The 16,113-nt window shown below is 70.2% G+C and carries 15 protein-coding genes; 9 read left to right on the forward strand and 6 right to left on the reverse strand.

Annotation, left to right across the window (positions count from 1 at the left end):
* Together VM889_10735 and nrdR are read right to left on the reverse strand one after the other, a co-directional pair.
* Positions 1-2,082: vitamin B12-dependent ribonucleotide reductase (locus VM889_10735; protein HVL49022.1), on the reverse strand; the 2,082-nt coding region annotated here is incomplete at its 3' end.
* Between the two features lie 82 nt (positions 2,083-2,164).
* Entirely contained in the window at positions 2,165-2,623 is a 459-nt protein-coding gene (nrdR, locus tag VM889_10740) for a transcriptional regulator NrdR (GenBank protein ID HVL49023.1), read from the reverse strand.
* Positions 2,624-3,194: 571 nt separating this feature from the next.
* Between nrdR and radA the strand changes: the two genes are divergently transcribed.
* The 6 genes from radA (at position 3,195) to VM889_10770 (ending at position 10,689) form a co-directional block, all read left to right on the forward strand.
* Positions 3,195-4,154, forward strand: coding sequence for a DNA repair and recombination protein RadA (radA, locus tag VM889_10745; GenBank protein HVL49024.1), 960 nt, complete (start codon positions 3,195-3,197; stop codon positions 4,152-4,154).
* A gap of 418 nt (positions 4,155-4,572) precedes the next feature.
* Complete coding sequence (locus VM889_10750; protein HVL49025.1) at positions 4,573-6,369, forward strand: ribosome biogenesis/translation initiation ATPase RLI; 1,797 nt, start codon at positions 4,573-4,575, stop codon at positions 6,367-6,369.
* A gap of 56 nt (positions 6,370-6,425) precedes the next feature.
* Positions 6,426-7,889, forward strand: a complete 1,464-nt coding sequence (locus tag VM889_10755; protein ID HVL49026.1) for a sialidase family protein — start codon at positions 6,426-6,428, stop codon at positions 7,887-7,889.
* Between the two features lie 63 nt (positions 7,890-7,952).
* Positions 7,953-8,438, forward strand: a complete 486-nt coding sequence (locus VM889_10760; protein HVL49027.1) for a transcription elongation factor Spt5 — start codon at positions 7,953-7,955, stop codon at positions 8,436-8,438.
* 7 nt (positions 8,439-8,445) lie between these two features.
* The gene (locus VM889_10765; GenBank protein ID HVL49028.1) at positions 8,446-8,958 is read left to right on the forward strand and encodes a hypothetical protein; all 513 of its coding nucleotides are present in this window, start codon (positions 8,446-8,448) and stop codon (positions 8,956-8,958) included.
* A 39-nt stretch (positions 8,959-8,997) separates the two neighbouring features.
* Positions 8,998-10,689, forward strand: a complete 1,692-nt coding sequence (locus tag VM889_10770) for a radical SAM protein (GenBank protein ID HVL49029.1) — start codon at positions 8,998-9,000, stop codon at positions 10,687-10,689.
* Here the strand turns inward: VM889_10770 and VM889_10775 are convergent.
* Positions 10,682-11,626, reverse strand: coding sequence for a DUF6687 family protein (locus VM889_10775; protein HVL49030.1), 945 nt, complete (start codon positions 11,624-11,626; stop codon positions 10,682-10,684). The genes VM889_10770 and VM889_10775 overlap by 8 nt on opposite strands.
* Before the next feature lie 82 nt (positions 11,627-11,708).
* Here VM889_10775 and VM889_10780 point away from each other — a divergent pair, with 82 nt between their 5' ends.
* Positions 11,709-12,419 carry a TraB/GumN family protein gene (locus tag VM889_10780; GenBank protein HVL49031.1) on the forward strand — a complete coding sequence of 237 codons (711 nt, stop codon included), beginning with the start codon at positions 11,709-11,711 and terminating at the stop codon, positions 12,417-12,419.
* On the opposite strand, the gene VM889_10785 is transcribed toward VM889_10780, so the two are convergent.
* Positions 12,397-13,179 carry a class I SAM-dependent methyltransferase gene (locus VM889_10785; protein ID HVL49032.1) on the reverse strand — a complete coding sequence of 261 codons (783 nt, stop codon included), beginning with the start codon at positions 13,177-13,179 and terminating at the stop codon, positions 12,397-12,399. The genes VM889_10780 and VM889_10785 overlap by 23 nt on opposite strands.
* 1 nt (position 13,180) lies before the next feature.
* Entirely contained in the window at positions 13,181-13,558 is a 378-nt protein-coding gene (locus tag VM889_10790) for a hypothetical protein (GenBank protein ID HVL49033.1), read from the reverse strand.
* 134 nt (positions 13,559-13,692) lie between these two features.
* Here VM889_10790 and purH point away from each other — a divergent pair, with 134 nt between their 5' ends.
* The gene (gene purH, locus VM889_10795) at positions 13,693-15,231 is read left to right on the forward strand and encodes a bifunctional phosphoribosylaminoimidazolecarboxamide formyltransferase/IMP cyclohydrolase (GenBank protein HVL49034.1); all 1,539 of its coding nucleotides are present in this window, start codon (positions 13,693-13,695) and stop codon (positions 15,229-15,231) included.
* An 89-nt stretch (positions 15,232-15,320) separates the two neighbouring features.
* Here purH and VM889_10800 read toward each other — a convergent pair whose 3' ends face one another.
* Positions 15,321-15,689 (reverse strand): hypothetical protein, encoded by a 369-nt coding sequence (locus VM889_10800; GenBank protein ID HVL49035.1) that lies wholly within the window; start codon positions 15,687-15,689, stop codon positions 15,321-15,323.
* A gap of 111 nt (positions 15,690-15,800) precedes the next feature.
* Between VM889_10800 and VM889_10805 the strand changes: the two genes are divergently transcribed.
* Positions 15,801-16,113 (forward strand): hypothetical protein (locus VM889_10805; GenBank protein ID HVL49036.1); only part of this gene is annotated, 313 nt, incomplete at its 3' end.

Below are 16,113 nucleotides of genomic sequence, written 5' to 3' on the forward strand. Positions count from 1 at the left end.
GTCGAAGCCGATCTTCGGGCTGCGGATGCCCTCGAGCTGCTTCGCGACGTCGTCCGCGGCGATGCCGCTGCGGAGGGCGAGCGAGGCGAGGCGGGCGAGGCCCTCCGTGAAGGAGGACGTGTAGCCGCCGGACTTGCCGAGCGTGGCGAAGACCTCGAAGATGCCGTGCTCGTCCTCGTTGATGGTCACGTAGAGCGAGCCGTAGCCGGTCTCGATCTTCTGCGTGGTGCCGACCACGACGTCGGGGCGCGCGCGGGGCTTGAGGACCGCGAGACCGGCGGGCGTCGCGCCCACGGTCTCCTTGCCGGCGCTCGTGCGCTCGGCGGTCGCCGTCGCCTTGCCCTTGTCGCTGACGCCGAGGTTCATGACCTGGTCCTGGCGGCTCCCGTCGCGGTACACCGTGATGCCGCGGCAGCCGAGCTTGAACGACATGAGGTAGGCCTTCTTGACGTCGTCCTCCGTCGCCTCGCGGGGGAGGTTGATCGTCTTCGACACCTGCGCGTCGATGTTCTGCTGGAAGGCGGCCTGCATCTTCACGTGCCACTCGGGCGTGATGTCCATCGCGGTCGCGAAGATCTGCTGCCACTTCTGCGGAACCTTCGCGAGGCCGCGGGCCGAGCCCTTGTTCTTGAGCACGTCGTCCATGAGGCCCGCGTACCAGAAGCCCTCGCGGCGCGCGACGTCCTCGAAGTAGCTGAGGACGTAGGGGAGGTGCGTGCCGTCCATGACGTTCTTGTACCAGATGAGCGAGAACTCGGGCTCGCAGCCGCCGCTCGTGTCCGCGATCATCGAGATCGTGCCCGTGGGCGCGATCGTCGTGAGGTACGCGTTGCGGCGGGGCGTAACGCCGGCCTGCTGGTGGCGGGAGCCCTCCCAGAAGCCATAGGGTCCGCGCTCCTTCGCGAGGTGCTCGCTCGCCTTGACCGATTCGTCCTGGATGAACTTCATGAGCTGCCGCGCGACGTCGAGGCCCTGCTCGGAGTCGTACGGGACTTCCAGCTTGAAGAGGAGGCGGGCGAAGCCCATGATGCCGAGGCCGACGCGGCGCGTCCCCTTCGACATCTCCTCGATCTCCTTGAGCGGGTAGTTGTTCATGTCGATGACGTTGTCGAGGAAGCGGATCGACGTGTGCACCGACTCGCGCAGCTTCGACCAGTCGATCTCGTACTTGCCGGGGCGGACCTCGACGAGGTGGTTGTCGAGGACGATCGATCCGAGGTTGCACGAGTCGTACGGCATGAGGTCCTGCTCGCCGCACGGGTTCGTGGCCTCGATCTCCGCGACGTGCGGGACCGGGTTCACGGCGTTCGCGCGGTCGATGTAGAACAGGCCGGGCTCGCCGGAGATCCACGCGTTGTGCGCGATCTTGTCCATGACCTCGCGCGCGTCGAGCTTCTGGCCCGTCGGGACGCGCGTCTTGGGGTGGACGAGGTCGTACTTCTCGCCGCGCTCCCACGCCTGCATGAACTTGTCCGTGACCGCGACGGAGACGTTGAAGTTCGTCATCTCCTTGAGGTCCATCTTCATGTCGATGAACTCGAGGATGTCGGGGTGGTCGACGCGGAGGATCGCCATGTTGGCGCCGCGGCGCGTGCCGCCCTGCTTGATCTGCTCGGTCGCCGTGTTGAAGATCTTCATGAACGAGATCGGGCCCGAGGCCACGCCGGCCGTCGTGCGCACGATGTCGTTCTTGGGGCGCAGGCGCGAGAAGGAGAAGCCCGTGCCGCCGCCCGTCTTGTGGATCATGGCCTGCTGCTTCACGGCTTCGAAGATGCCGTCGATCGAGTCCGGCACCGGCAGCACGAAGCACGCGCTGAGCTGCTGGAGCTCACGGCCCGCGTTCATGATCGTGGGGCTGTTCGGCAGGAAGTCCGGCTGGCCCGTGCGCGGGTTGACCATGAGGCGGTAGAACGCCTTCGCCGTCGCCGTGACGCGCGCCTCGTCCGCGCCGTAGCGCCGCTCGGCCTGCGCGATGTTCTCGGCGATGCGCCAGAACATCTCCTGCGGGTTCTCGACGACCTTCGCCGACTCGTCCTTCGCAAGATACCGGCGCTCGAGGACCTTGATCGCGTTGTCCGTCAAGCGCGGGGGCGCTTCTCCGCTCAGCGCCTCCCGGCGCCGTTCCGTCATGAATTTCGTTTCGGGTGCCACCCTTCTCTCCCTCCTAGAGTTTCTCCTGGCGAAGCGTTTTCAGCTCCTTCTCGAAGTGCGAGCCGTCGCGGAAGGCCTTGTAGACGGAGGCGAACCGAAGGTACGCCACCTCGTCCAGGCGTTGCAGCTTCCGGAGGACCAGCTCGCCGATCCGCACGCTCTCGATCTCCGCCTCGTCGGTCGCCCGCAGCTCCTCCTCGACCTCGTCGAGGAGGCGGGTGATCTCGGCGCGCGGCGTGGGGCGCTTCTCGCAGGCTTTCAGGATGCCCACTTCGAGCTTGTCGCGGTCGAAATCCTCCACCCGGCCGTCCCGCTTGAGAATCTTGATCTCCGCGCGCTCCACCCGCTCGTAGGTCGTGAACCGCTTGGAGCAGGCCACGCACTGCCGACGGCGTCGGACGGCCGCGAGATCGGTCGTCTCGCGGGAGTCGATGACGCGGGTGTCTTGGCACGCGCAATAGGGACACTTCATGCTAAGGCTCTCTGGCTGGCTGGAGGAGGACGGTCACCCCTCGTGGAAAGGGGGCCGCATGACCACAACCCATTGTGGTAAGAAAGCGACTGGCGATAAGCCTTTCGCTTTTTTTCACAATCTATTGGGGCTGACCACAGACCGGAACGATGCAGAGGACAGCCTAACCCGTGAAACGGATGTAGAGCGATCCACCGTCCGCCGCCCTCCCGACGTCCCGGCTCCGACCGCCGGACGACGGGCGCGAAGGACGCGAGCACGCATCCCGGCCTGCCGGGAGGCACGAAGGATGGCGACTCGCATAAGGGTTTGGGACCGGCGGCGGCGAACGTGCTTCGAGGCCCGTTTCGCCTGCTGCGGGTGGAACCTTTCGATATCGCGGCGGACCTCCTCTCGAGCACGGGACCGGCGCGGGACGGGCTCAAGGTCGCCGCGCGGACCGATCCGTTCCGCGTGCCGTCAGGAGAATGTTCATCACCGCCGCCGGAGTAGGGAAGCGCGGCGAGTAGTTTCGGCCGCGTGGGCCTCCCGTTGATAGGGGCGCGCGGCCGTCGCCGTGGACGTGGCGAAGATGGCGCAGACGGCTCAGAAGGAAGACGAGGACATCACCAACCTGCCCGGGGTCGGCCCGGCCACCGCGGACAAGCTCCGCGAAGCGGGCTACACGGATCTCATGTCCATCGCCGTCGCGTCGCCGTCCGACCTCTCGGAGGCCGCGGACCTCGGCGAGGCCGTCGCGGTGAAGATCATCCAGGCCGCGCGCCAGGCCGCGGACGTCGGCGGCTTCGAGACCGGCGACAAGATCGCCGAACGGCGCGAGACCGTCGGCAAGCTCACGACGGGCGCGAAAGCGCTCGACGAGCTTCTGGGAGGCGGCATCGAGACGCAGAGCATCACCGAGTTCTACGGCGAATTCGGCTCGGGCAAGACGCAGATCATGCACCAGCTCGCCGTGAACGTGCAGCGCCCGAAGGACGAAGGCGGCCTCGACGGCGAGGTCGTCATCATCGACACCGAGAACACCTTCCGCCCCGAGCGCATCACGCAGATGGCCGAGGGCCTCGAGATGAATCCGAAGGAGGTCCTCTCGCGCATCCACGTCGCGCGCGCCTTCAACAGCCACCACCAGATCCTGCTCGTCGACAAGGCCTCGGAGCTCGCGAAGACGCGTCCGATCCGCCTCCTCATCGTCGACTCGCTCACGGCGCACTTCCGCGCGGAGTACGTCGGCCGCGGCACGCTCGCGGACCGGCAGGGCAAGCTCAACACCTTCATGCACAACATCCTGCGGTTCGGCGATCTCAACAACGCCGCGATCGCGGTCACCAACCAGGTGCACGCGAAGCCCGATGCCTTCTTCGGCGACCCGACGCGCCCGGTCGGAGGCCACGTCGTGGGCCACACCGCGACGTTCCGCATCTACCTCCGCAAGAGCAAGGGCAACAAGCGCGTCGCGCGCCTCATCGACTCGCCCCACCTGCCCGAGGGCGAGGCGGTCTTCAGCGTGCTCGAAGAAGGCGTCCGCGACTGAAGGCCCGGACCTCCCGGGCGGCCGAGCGTCGCCCGGGCCTCCCCCCCTGTCCGGGAGGGTGTGGGGACTCGTGCCTGTCATTCGAGGGTCGTCGGACAACGGTTATGCGGGACCCGTCCCAGGATGGACCGTCATGCGTTGGGGCCGACTTCCTTTCACAAGTCTAGCCTTCTGGTCGAACCGCCGCCCGCTCGTCAGCCCGGGCGTTCGCCTCCAGTGCGGAAGCTGCGGAGGCATCACGGTGAACACGGGATTCCGGACCGCGCGATGCGCCGCCTGCGGAGGCGTTGCGCTTGCGGAGGTGACGTTCGACCGCGGGCGACCGGAGGTCGGCCGCGACCGTCCGTTCGCGCCCGGGGAGACGGGGCGCAACGTATAAGTCCGGCACGCCCCCATCCGCGCACGACCCGGACCCCCCATGAGGATCGCGATCGTCGAGAAGGACCGCTGCCAGCCGAAGAAGTGCCAGTACGAGTGCATCAACTTCTGCCCGGTGGTCCGACAGGGCATCACGGAATGCATCACCGACAAGGGTCCCGGCGGCAAGGCCCTCATCAGCGAGGAGCTGTGCGTCGGCTGCGGCATCTGCGTGAACAAGTGCCCATTCGACGCGATCCACATCATCAACCTCCCCGAGCGGCTCGACCATGACCTCATGCACCGCTACGGGGAGAACGGCTTCACCCTCTTCCGTCTCCCCGTGCCCCGCGCGGGCGAGGTCGTCGGCCTCCTCGGTCCGAACGGCATCGGCAAGTCGACGACGATCAAGATCCTCTCCGGCCAGGAGATCCCGAACCTCGGCGACCACGAGCACGCGCCGTCGTGGGAGCCGGCGCTCAAGCGCTACGCGGGGACGGAGCTCGGCGACTATCTCGCGCGCGTCGCGAAGGGCGAGATCAGGTCCGTCGTGAAGCCGCAGTACGTCGACCTGATCCCCAAAGCCGTGACGGGCGTCGTGCGCGACCTCCTCAAGTCCGCGGCGGGCGCCGCCGGGATGCACCGCTTCGACGAGATCGTCGAGGCCTTCGACCTCGGGGGCGTGCTCGACCGCGAGATCTCCAAGCTCTCGGGCGGCGAGCTGCAGCGCACCGCGATCGCGGGCGCGCTCATCCGCGAGGCGGACGTCTACTTCATCGACGAGCCCTCGTCGTACCTCGACATCCACCAGCGCCTCCGCATCGCGCGCTACATCCGCAAGCTCGCGGAGGAGCGCGGCAAGGCGGTCGTCGTGATCGAGCACGACATGGCGGTGCTCGACTTCCTTGCGGACAACGTCCACATCCTCTACGGGAAGGAGGGCGCGTACGGCGTCGTCGCGCTCCCGCGGCCCGTGCGCACCGCGATCAACGTGTACCTGGGCGGCTACATGAAGGAGGAGAACGTCCGCTTCCGCGACACGGTGATCGAGTTCGAGGAGCACCCGCCCCGCCACGAGTGGAGGGGTTCCCCGGTCGTCGAGTTCCCGCCGCTCGAGAAGACCCAGGGGGCCTTCACGCTCGCGACGGGCGAGGGCGGCATCAAGCAGGGCGAGGTCGTCGGCATCGTGGGCCCGAACGGCACGGGCAAGACGACGTTCGTCAAGATGCTCGCGGGCGTCGAGAAGCCCACGAAGGGCGAGGTCGAGACGACCGCGAAGGTCGCCTACAAGCCGCAGTATCTCAAGAGCGACTTCAACGACACCGTCCAGAACCTCTTCTTCACGAAGCTCGGCGGCGCGTACGACACGAGCTTCTTCCAGAACGAGATCGTGCACCCGCTCGGCATCAAGCGGCTCGAGAACAAGATCGTCTCGCAGCTTTCCGGCGGCGAGCTGCAGCGCGTCGCGATCGCGCTCGCCCTCGCGCAGGAAGCCGAGCTCTACCTCATCGACGAGCCGTCGGCCTACCTCGACGTCGACCAGCGCATGATCGCCGCGAAGGTGATCCGCCGCGTCATGGAGAACCGCGGGCGGAGCGCGCTCGTCGTCGACCACGACGTCTACTTCATGGACGTCATCGCGGACTCCATCATGGTCTTCGGCGGCGAACCCGGAAAGGCGGGCCGCGGCGACGGGCCGTTCTCGCTCCACGAAGGCATGAACAAGTTCCTCGCGAACGTCGGCATCACCTTCCGCCGCGACCGCGAGACCCTCCGGCCGCGCGTCAACAAGGAAGGCTCGCGTCTCGACCGCGAGCAGCGCGCCCAGGGCGAGTACTACTACGCCGTCGCGGATTGAGCCGATCAAGGCCCGCGCCACAGCGGATTTATAGAGGCCACGCCGGTCCCGCGTCGATGCTCCCCCGCGCGGTCACGCTCCTTGCCGCGTTCGCGGTCCTCGCCGCAGGCTGCCTCGGCGCGCCAAAGCCCGCGGCCCTCAACGACACGGCCGGCGACGCGCCGTGGGACCCGGCGCCGCCGCCCTCGGGGCCCACGCTCCCGACGACGCCAACGTCCCCGCCCGCGCTTTCGCGCGCGGCCCCGGCGCTTGCATGCCGCTTCGCGCCGTGCGAGGTCGAGGCGCTCGCGATGGGCGCCGAGCCGTGGGTCGCGATCAACCCCGCGAACCCCGACCACGCGGTCGTCGCCGCGATGAGCTTCCACCGCGGCCCCGCGGACGGGAGCGCGGGCGTCGCGCACCCATGGCTTGCGGCCGCGGTCACGCGCGACGGCGGGGCGACGTGGATGACGTCCGTTCCGCCCGGCGGGCCCAACGCGCCGGCGTCTTCGTTCGCGTCGTACGATTTCGCGGCCGACACGATGGTCGCGTTCGCGAACGACGGGAGCGTCGTCCTCGCGAGCCTCGTGGGCCGCGCGAACCCGACGCTTTGCGTCGTACCCGCGTGGCAGTGCGCGAACGCGCCCGTCTTCGCGAACGCGCTCGACCTCGTGGTGTGGCGCTCGTCGGACGGCGGCGTCACCTGGAAGGAAGGCGCCGTCGTCGACCGCGGTGTCGGGTTCTTCACGCTCACGCCGCAGGGCAAGGGCCCGCTCGGCGGCTACAACGACCGCGAGACGATCGCGGTCGACCCCGCGACCGGAACGATCCACCTCATCTGGTCCCACATCTCGAACATGGCCTACGACGTCCGCGCCGCGCGCTCGACCGACCACGGCGCGACGTGGAGCGAGCCGGCCACGATTGCGACCGGTCACTACGGCGTCACGGCCGCCGCCCTCGACAACGTCGTGCTCCTCACCTTCCGCAACACGCGCACGGGCGACCACGCGCTCCTGCGCAGCGCCGACGGCGGCGCGACGTGGTCAGGGCCCGCGAACCTCGGCCCGTCCGGCCCGCCGACCCAGCAGCCCGTCCCCGTCGCGCTCTGGCGCTCGGGAACCGCGCTCCACGCGGTCCTTGCGCAAAGCGTCGGCGGCGGGAACGAGGACCTTGTGGTGCGCGCAAGCCGCGACGGCGGCCTCACCTGGGGCGACCCGGTCCCCGCGCCCGTCTCCGGCGCGACGGAGCGCCGGCTCCCCGCGCTCGCCGTGGACCCCGCCACGGGCCTCGGCGTCCTCGCGACCTATCGCGGCGCCGACGCCCCGGAGAAGATGGCGCTCTGGGTCGTGCCGCTCATCGACGGCTTCCCCGGCGGAAACGCCTTCCAGGTCTCCAACCGCACGGCCGATCCCGGGGCGGCGTTCGACTACATGGGCGTCGCCGCGAGCCCGCAGGGCGGCCTCGTCGCCTGGGGCGTGAGGGCCGATTCGGGGGCCATCGCGACGGCGACCGCAGCCCTTGCGTGGTCGGATGCCTAGCCCCCGATGCACTTAACTAGGGGAACCCCGATGGGGGCTCAATCGCCTTAGGTTGGGCTATCCATGGCCGACGTTCAAAAGTCTCCCGTCGCGCAGAAGGGCGGCATCTACGCCCTCAAGACCACGATCAACCAGGAGAAGACCGTGGCCCAGATGCTCACCGGCAAGGCCATGCGCAACAAGACGGGCATCCTCGCCATCCTATCGCCCGCGGAGCTGCGCGGGTACGTGCTCGTCGAGGCCGAGGACCGCGAGGCCCTCGAGAAGTTCGTGAAGGGCATCCCGCACGCCCGCGGCCTCGTGGGCGGCGAGACGCAGCTTTCCGAGGTCGAGCACTTCCTCACGCCGAAGCCCTCCGTCGCGGGCATTGCTGAAGGCGACATCGTGGAGCTCATCGCCGGCCCGTTCAAGGGCGAGAAGGCCCGCGTGCAGCGCATCGACGAGTCGAAGGAGGAGATCACGGTCGAGCTCTTCGAGGCCATGGTCCCCATCCCCGTCACGGTGCGCGGCGACAACGTGCGCGTCCTGCAGAAGAAGCCCGGCCAGTGAGGCTTTGATGCCTCGCCGGCGGGCGAGCCCCGACCCCGCGCAGGAAGGCGCGGGCGTGCTCTTCACCGTCGAGCAGCCGTCGCTCTTCTGGCCTGCGTACCAGATCGTGCGCGAGGAACGCCTCCTCGGCCGCGTAACGCGCGTCGGCTGGCGCCGCTTCGCGTACGAGGACTCCGAGGCGAAGCTCAAGGGCCGCTTCGAGCGCGGACGACTCGCGTTCGCCGACGCCGCCGGCCGCGCGTGGCTCGAGGCGCGCGCCGCCGGGGTCGATGGCCTCTGGCCGCTCGACGGACTCCACCTCGCGCGGCCGGACCCGCCCGACCGCCCGCACGCTCGCCTCCTCGCGAAGCCCGACCCCGACGCCGCGGCCGTCGCCGTTTTCGGCGCGATGCGCGGGACGGGCCTCGCGGGCGCGCAGGACGTCTGGGTCGCCGAGGCCCTGGCCGAGGACGAGCGCCGCGCGACGCGCCTCCTTGCGCTCGCGACGGCGGTCCTGCGATACCGTCCCGCGCGCTTCTGAGGGGTCACCTTCATCAGGGGGGCGGGCGTCCCGTGGGACGTGACGCGCGCGCCCCGCCTCGTCGTCTTCGACGGGTACGTGGACGAGCCCGCCAACTTCGGCGTGCCGCCGTACCTCAGCCCGCACGCCCGCTACGTCGCGGGCGCCGCGCGCGCCGCGCACCCCGAGGCCGAGGTGCGCTACCTCACGATCGACGAGTACCGGCGCGGGTCGCCGAAGACCGACCTCCTCCGGACCGCCGATTGGCTCGTGATGGTCGCGGGCGCGCTCGTGCCCGGCAAGTACCTGCGCGGCACGCCCGTCTCCTGGAACGAGGCGCAGCGGATCGTCGCCTCAACGCCCGCGACGAGCGTGCTCGCGGGATCGAGCGCGCTCTACGGCTTCGGCCGCGGCGGCGGCCTCCCGCCCGCGGGCCGCGGCGAGCTCGACCGCGTGTTCAACTACCGCGCGATGCTCCACGCGGACGCGCTCGTGCACGACCTCCTCACGGGCGCGGTCACGTCGCGCGGCCCCGGCATCAACCGCAAGCGCACGCTCGCGGAATGGGCCGACTGGTCCGTGCGGGGCGCGTTCGTCATCCGCGACCACCCCGACTGGCCGCACCCGCTCACCCTCGAGGTGGACACGTACCACGGCTGCGTGCGGTACGTGAACGGCGGCTGCGCGTTCTGCATGGAGCCGAAGGAGGGCAAGCCCCAGTTCCGGCCCATCGAGGACGTCGTCGCCGAGGTCGCGGCCCTCGGCCGCGAGGGCGGCGCGAGCTTTCGCATCGGCGGGCAGGCGTGCTTCTACTCGATCCATTCTCGCGAGCTGGGCGAAACGCCCACGCCCGCGCCGAACCCGGAGGCGATCGAGAGGCTCCTGGTCGGCGTCCGCAAGGCGGTCCCCGACATGCACACGCTCCACCTCGACAACGTGGACCCCGCCGTCGTCGCGGCGAATCCCGAGGAAAGCGACGTGGTCACGAAGCTTGTCGTCGAGCACATGACGGACGGCAACATCGCGGCCTTCGGGCTCGAATCCGCCGACCCGCGCGTGAAGGAGGCGAACAACCTGAACGCGGACGCGGAGACGGTCCTCCTCGCGGCCGAGATCCTGAACCGCCGCGGACGCGTGCGCGGGGCGAACGGCTTCCCCGCGTTCCTCCCGGGCCTCAACTTCCTCGCGGGCCTTCCGGGCGAGACGCTCGCGACGTTCGACCTCAACGAGGCGTTCCTGAAGGAGTACCGCGCGCGCGGCCTCTGGTCGCGCCGCATCAACATCCGCAAGGTCGTCGTGAACGGCGAGGAGGTGAAGGTCGACCAGGGGCGCTTCCTCCGCTTCAAGGAGTTCGTGCGCCACGAGATCGACCGGCCGATGCTCCGCGAGATGTTCCCGCCCGGCACGCTCCTCCGGCGCGTGTACGCGGAGCAGCGCGACGGCAAGAACACGTTCGGCCGGCCGATCGGCACGTACGCGATGCTCGTGGGGGTCCCTTACGAGGTGCCGCTCGACCGCTGGCACGACATCGCCGTCACGGACTACGGCTACCGCAGCCTCACGGGTGTCGCGGTGCCCTTCGACGTCAACCGCGCGAACCTGCGCCAGCTTGAGGCGCTCCCCGGCATCGGGAAGAAGCGCGCGGTGCGGCTTTCGCTCAAGCGCCCCTTCCGCTCCTTGGCGGAGGTCGAGGCCGCGCTCGACGACCCCGAGGCCGCGAAGGCGCTCGCGCCCATCCTCGCGTTCAGCTGACGTCGCCGGGCCGCCACGCGAGGGCCGGATCGCGGGCCGCTTCCGCGAGCGTCTCCTCCACGATCGAGACGAAGGCGTCGGCCGGGATGGCGCTCGGCGCGGGCTCGCCGCCCGCATCCTCGAAGCGCAGCGCCGGGACGAGGTCGGCGACGCCGTCGAAGACCCAGCGGCCCGGCGCGCGCTCGATCGCCTGGAGCCTCGGGATCGCCGCCGATACGTCGAGGCGCGGCGCGACGCGGCGGCTCACGATCTCGACCCACGTCTCGTAGCGATACGCGAGTCGCCAGAGGCCCTCGCCTTCGAGCGTGAGGATGCGCAGGCGCTTCGTCGCCGAATGCACCGCGTTCGGATCGACGGGGCGCGATGAACGCACGATCGCGAGGTCGAGGTCCGGACGCTCCTCGAGCGCGACCTCCCCGGCGCGGATCCGGGCCCGGTCGGACTCGAAACGCTCGAAGGCCGGGCCCCAGTCGGCGGCGTGGCGCTCGGGATGCGCAACGAGGTCGCCGAGGCCCGGGAGGAGCGCCGCGTACGGATCGCCTTCCGCCCGTCTGGCGCGCGCGGCGATCGCGAACGCGATCCTGCCAGCGTCCTCCTGGCCCTCCTCGATCGTGCCGAAGTCGCCCGCGCGCGAGGCGAGCACGACGCGCTCCGCGTGCGCGAACGCCTCGGTCCGGTTCAGGATCGCCCAGATGCCGAGGAGCCCGTCCTCGTCGAAATGGTTGTTCGAGACGAACTCCGCTTCGAGGCCCTCGGGCGCGATCTCGGGCACCGCGAGCCACCGGAGCGCGATCTCCGCGCTCGTGTCGGCCTTGAGCGCGGGCGGCGTTCCCGAAGCCGGCCAGTGCGACAGGACGAGCAGGGTGCCGTCGGTCGCGGCGCCGTCGACGATGACGTTGGGACGGCCGGCGAGCCGATCGTACGCCGCGTAGCGCATGGAACGTGGATCGGCCGCCTCGGCCATGAGCCGATCGGCCGACGTCTCAAGCGACATATACCCGCCCCGCCTTCGGAGGCCCGTGATCACCCTCCTCGGGACGGGGCACGTCTTCAACCTGCGCGCGCGGGTGAAGGACGAGATCCGGAAGCGGCAGCCGGCCGTGGTCGCGCTCGAGCTCGATCCGAACCGCTTCCAGGCGCTGCGCAACCCGCACATGCCGCGCCGCAAGGCCCCGTTCGTCTACCAGATGCTTGCCGATTTCCAGGAGCGTCTCGCGAAGGACGCGGGCATCCGCCCGGGGGACGAGATGCTCGCGGCGAGCGAAGCGGCCGAGGAGATCGGCGTCCCGGTGGCGCTCATCGACGCGGACGCGCAGCGCACGTTCGCGCGCCTCAGGCAGGAGATGACCTTCGGCGAGAAGATGCGCGGGATCGGCAGCATCCTCGCGAGCGCGTTCATACGATCGAAGGCGGTCGACGAGCAGGTGCGCGAGATGGAAGCCGACTACGCGGCCTACTTCGAAGCCCTGGGCGAGAAGTTCCCCACCGTGAAGCGCGTGCTCCTCGACGAGCGCAACGCGCACATGGCGAACGAGCTCGTGAAGGCCGCCGAACGCTTCCCCACCATCGTCGCCGTCGTGGGCGACGGCCACGTGGACGGCATGTCGCGCCTGCTCGCGGCGCGCGGCCTCGCGGTCGAGAGCCTGCGCCTCAAGGATCTCCGAGGCCCGCCGCCGCCGGAGCCCGGCTCGTCGGCCTCGGCGACGGTCAGCTTCGATTATCGCGAGTAGGCTTTCGCGCGCGCCAGATGGACGCCGCAGGCACCATGGATGTCTTCGCGAGCGGATGCGAGGCGCGCCATGTGGACTCCTTTTCGGGGGCGGGCTCGAGGAGCGCTTCCACCGCGAAGCCCGCATCGACGAGGAGCGCGAGCCACTCGCCGTGCGTGCGGGGATACTCGACCGTGCGGCCCGCGTCGTCGGCCTCCGTGAAGGGCGCGCGGTCGAACCAAGATCGCGTCACGATGAGCATTCCGTCCGCTGTGAGCGTCGTGCGTTCGAACGCGGGCGAGGACCACGAGAAGGCGAACACGCCGCCGGGCCTCAGGACGCGGTGCGCCTCGCGGAAGGCCTTCGCGGCGTCGGGCACGAAGCCCATCGCGAACGCGCTGAACACGACGTCGAAGCTCGCGTCGGGCGCGAAGGCGAGGTCCTCGAGCGTCCCTTCGCGCCATTCGACCGCGACGCCCCGCGACGCCGCGTGCTCGCGGGCGTGGGCGAGCTGCGCAGGGGAGAGGTCGACGCCGACGACGCGGCGCGCGCCCGCGCGGGCCGCCCAGACGGCGCCCTGGCCGCCTCCGCATCCGAGCTCCAGAACCTCTTTCCCGCGAACGCCCTCGGGTCCGAGCGCGCGGAGCGTCTCCTCGCCTGCGAGGCCCGGACCCCACCGGAGCGCGTCCTCGAGGTCGGTCGCGTTCTCGCGCTGGTAGGCTTCGGCGATCGCGTCCCAGTAGGCGCGATTCAGGCGGCGCGCTTCGCGCGGGTCGATCATCCTACGCGACGAAGGGATTGTCCCGGAGATAAGCCTGATACTCGGCGAGCATGAAGTGCACCGCCTTGCGGCGGTCGTCCGCGCTGCCCTCGCGACCGCGGAGGGTCGAGACGATGTTGTGCAGCTCCGTGAGCCTTCGCGTCCCGGGGGGCGCTTCCTCGACGAGGTCGTCGACGTGGAAGAAGAAGAACGTGCGCGCCTCGGCGTCCTCTCGGACGTCGTCGGGCGTCATGGTGAGGAGCCGGTCGCGGATCTCTCGACGCTCGCGTTCGTCGAGGTCCTCGTACCACGCGACCCAATCGCGTTTCGCGACCGTGACGGGGGCGGCGCTCCCCTCCGCGGCGAGGGCGGGCGTGGCGGAGGGAGCCCCTTGCACCATACAAGCAATTCAGGGACTGTCGCGCCATAAATAGTATCGGCTGGTTCCGTGGGCGCGCGGCGGCCGGGGGCCCGGGGACGCGACGCGCGCCGCACCCTTTATGACGCGGGGGCGAATAGGGCCTGGGTAAGGCCGTGGGTTTCACCGCGCTGGTCTCCGTTTCGGACAAGACGGGCCTCATCGACTTCTCCAGGCGTCTCGCGAAGTGCGGGGCGGACTTCGTCTCGACGGGCGGCACGGCCCGCGTGCTGCGCGAATCCGGCCTCCCCGTCCGCGACGTCTCGACCGTCACCGGTTTCCCCGAGATGCTCGAAGGCCGCGTGAAGACGATGCACCCCCGGGTGCACGCCGGCATCCTGGCCCTCCGGGAGAAGGAGGACCACATGTCGGCGCTCGCCCGTCACGACATCCACCCGATCGACCTCGTGGTCGTGAACCTCTACAAGTTCGAGGAGGCCGTCGCGAAGGGCCTCCCGCTCGAACGCGTCCTGGAGGAGATCGACATCGGCGGCCCCTCCCTCGTGCGGGCGGCCGCGAAGAACTTCCCCCACGTGACGGTCGTCACGGACCCGACGCAGTACGAGCGGGTCGCGGCCGCGTACGAATCCGGATCCGTCGACTTCGCGCTTCGACAGCGCCTCGCGGCGGAAGCGTTCGCGCACACGGCGCGCTACGACACCATCATCGACCAGTACTTCCGGCACCACGTCCTCTCCGACGACTTCCCGCCCTCGCTGAACCTCTCCTTCACGAAGGTCCAGGACCTCCGATACGGCGAGAACTCGCACCAGGCCGCCGCGTTCTACGCGGGCAAGCCCACCCAGGAGCCGTCCATCGTGAACGGCAAGCAGCTCCACGGCAAGGAGCTGAGCTACAACAACATCGTGGACGCGGACACCGCCCTCGAGGCCGTGAAGGACTTCGATCGTCCGAGCTGCGTCATCATCAAGCACGCGACGCCCTGCGGCATGGCCTCGGCCGCGACCGCATCCGACGCGTTCCGGCTCGCCTTCGCCTGCGACACCTACTCGCCCTTCGGGGGCGTCATCGCGTTCAATCGCGAGGTCGACGAGGAGACCGCGGAGGCGATCGGGGACCTGTTCCTCGAGGTGATCGTGGCCCCATCCTTCTCCGCCGCCGCGCTCGAGCGGCTCATGCGCAAGAAGAACCTGCGCCTCGTCGAGGTGCGCGGGCTCCAGACGCGCGGACGCTGGGGCGGCCTCCAGTACAGGAGCGTCGTCGGCGGGCTTGTCGTTCAGGAGCGCGACATCCTCGAGCCGAACATCAAGAACTGGAAGGTCGTCACGCGCCGCGAGCCGACCTCGATGGAGCTGCGGAGCATGCTCTTCGCCTTCAAGGCGGTCCGGCACGTGCGCTCCAACTCCGTCGTGTTCGTGAAGGAGGAGCATACGGTCGCGATCGGCGGCGGGCAGACCGCCCGCGTCGACGCGACGCGCATCGCCGTCCAGAAGGGCGGCGACCGCATCCGGGGAAGCGTCATGGCGAGCGACGCGTTCTTCCCGTTCCGCGACGGCGTCGACGAGGCCGCCGCCGCGGGCGTCGCGGCCATCGTGCAGCCCGGAGGCAGCATCCGCGACGACGAGGTCATCAAGAGCGCCGACGAGCACGGCCTCGCGATGGTCTTCACCGGGCAGCGCTGCTTCCGGCACTGAGCGGCAAGAAGCGGCGTTAGGCTCGTTCCAGCCAACCTTTAAGGTCCCCGAGTCCGCCTCCGAACCCGGGAGGTTCCAGGCTGCGCGCCCTATTCGCGACCGCGCTCCTCGCTCTTGCGGGTCTCGCGCCCGCAGCCGGAGCCGCGCATCTCCCCCTCTACACGTATCCCCTCTGCGCAGGCTTCGACGGCCAGACCGTCGAGGTCGACTGCCGCGCGGGCGGACGCCACCATTACACCTATCCGGGCATCGGGGCCCTCCCGCCGCGCTCGTTCGAGGCCGAAGCGGACGCGGGCGATCCGCTGCCGGCGGCCTCGCCGGTCGCGGCCCCCGGGGCCGACCCCACCGCGGCGCTCGCGACGGCGGCCTTCACCGACCCCGCGCTCGACGGCGCCGCCGCGACGGAAGCGGGCGTCAAGCGCGAAGGGCTCGACGCCGTCGAGTCCACGGGATTCCACGCGCGTCTCCTCTGCGGCTGGGACCTTCCCGAGACCTCGCGCGCCTGCGCCGTCCACGACCCCGAGTCCGAGGCCACGTGGTCGCCGCTCAGGCGCGAGCGCGACGCGCTCGTGGCGCGGGGCCTCGCCGCGTGGTTCGACTCCGGGTTTGCCCGGACCAAGGCGCACGCGCCCGCCGCCGACGTCCGCCTGGGCGTGGGGGCCGTCTCGGTCCGCGTCGAGGACGAGCGCGCGGCGACGATCGCCCTGTCCGATACCGCGAGCCCCCAGGGGGCCGGGGTCGCCCTTCCCGAGGCCTCCGCTCCGTCTCCGCCCCTGGAGACGCGCGGGGGCGCGCTCCTTGCTTCGCCCGCGCTCGCGATTCCCGCCCCGCCGCGCCCGCGCGTCTCCAGGGGCGGAGACGGAGCGGAGGCCTCGGGAAGGG

Source organism: Candidatus Thermoplasmatota archaeon (assembly GCA_035540375.1).
GTDB lineage: Archaea > Thermoplasmatota > SW-10-69-26 > JACQPN01 > JAJPHT01 > DATLGO01.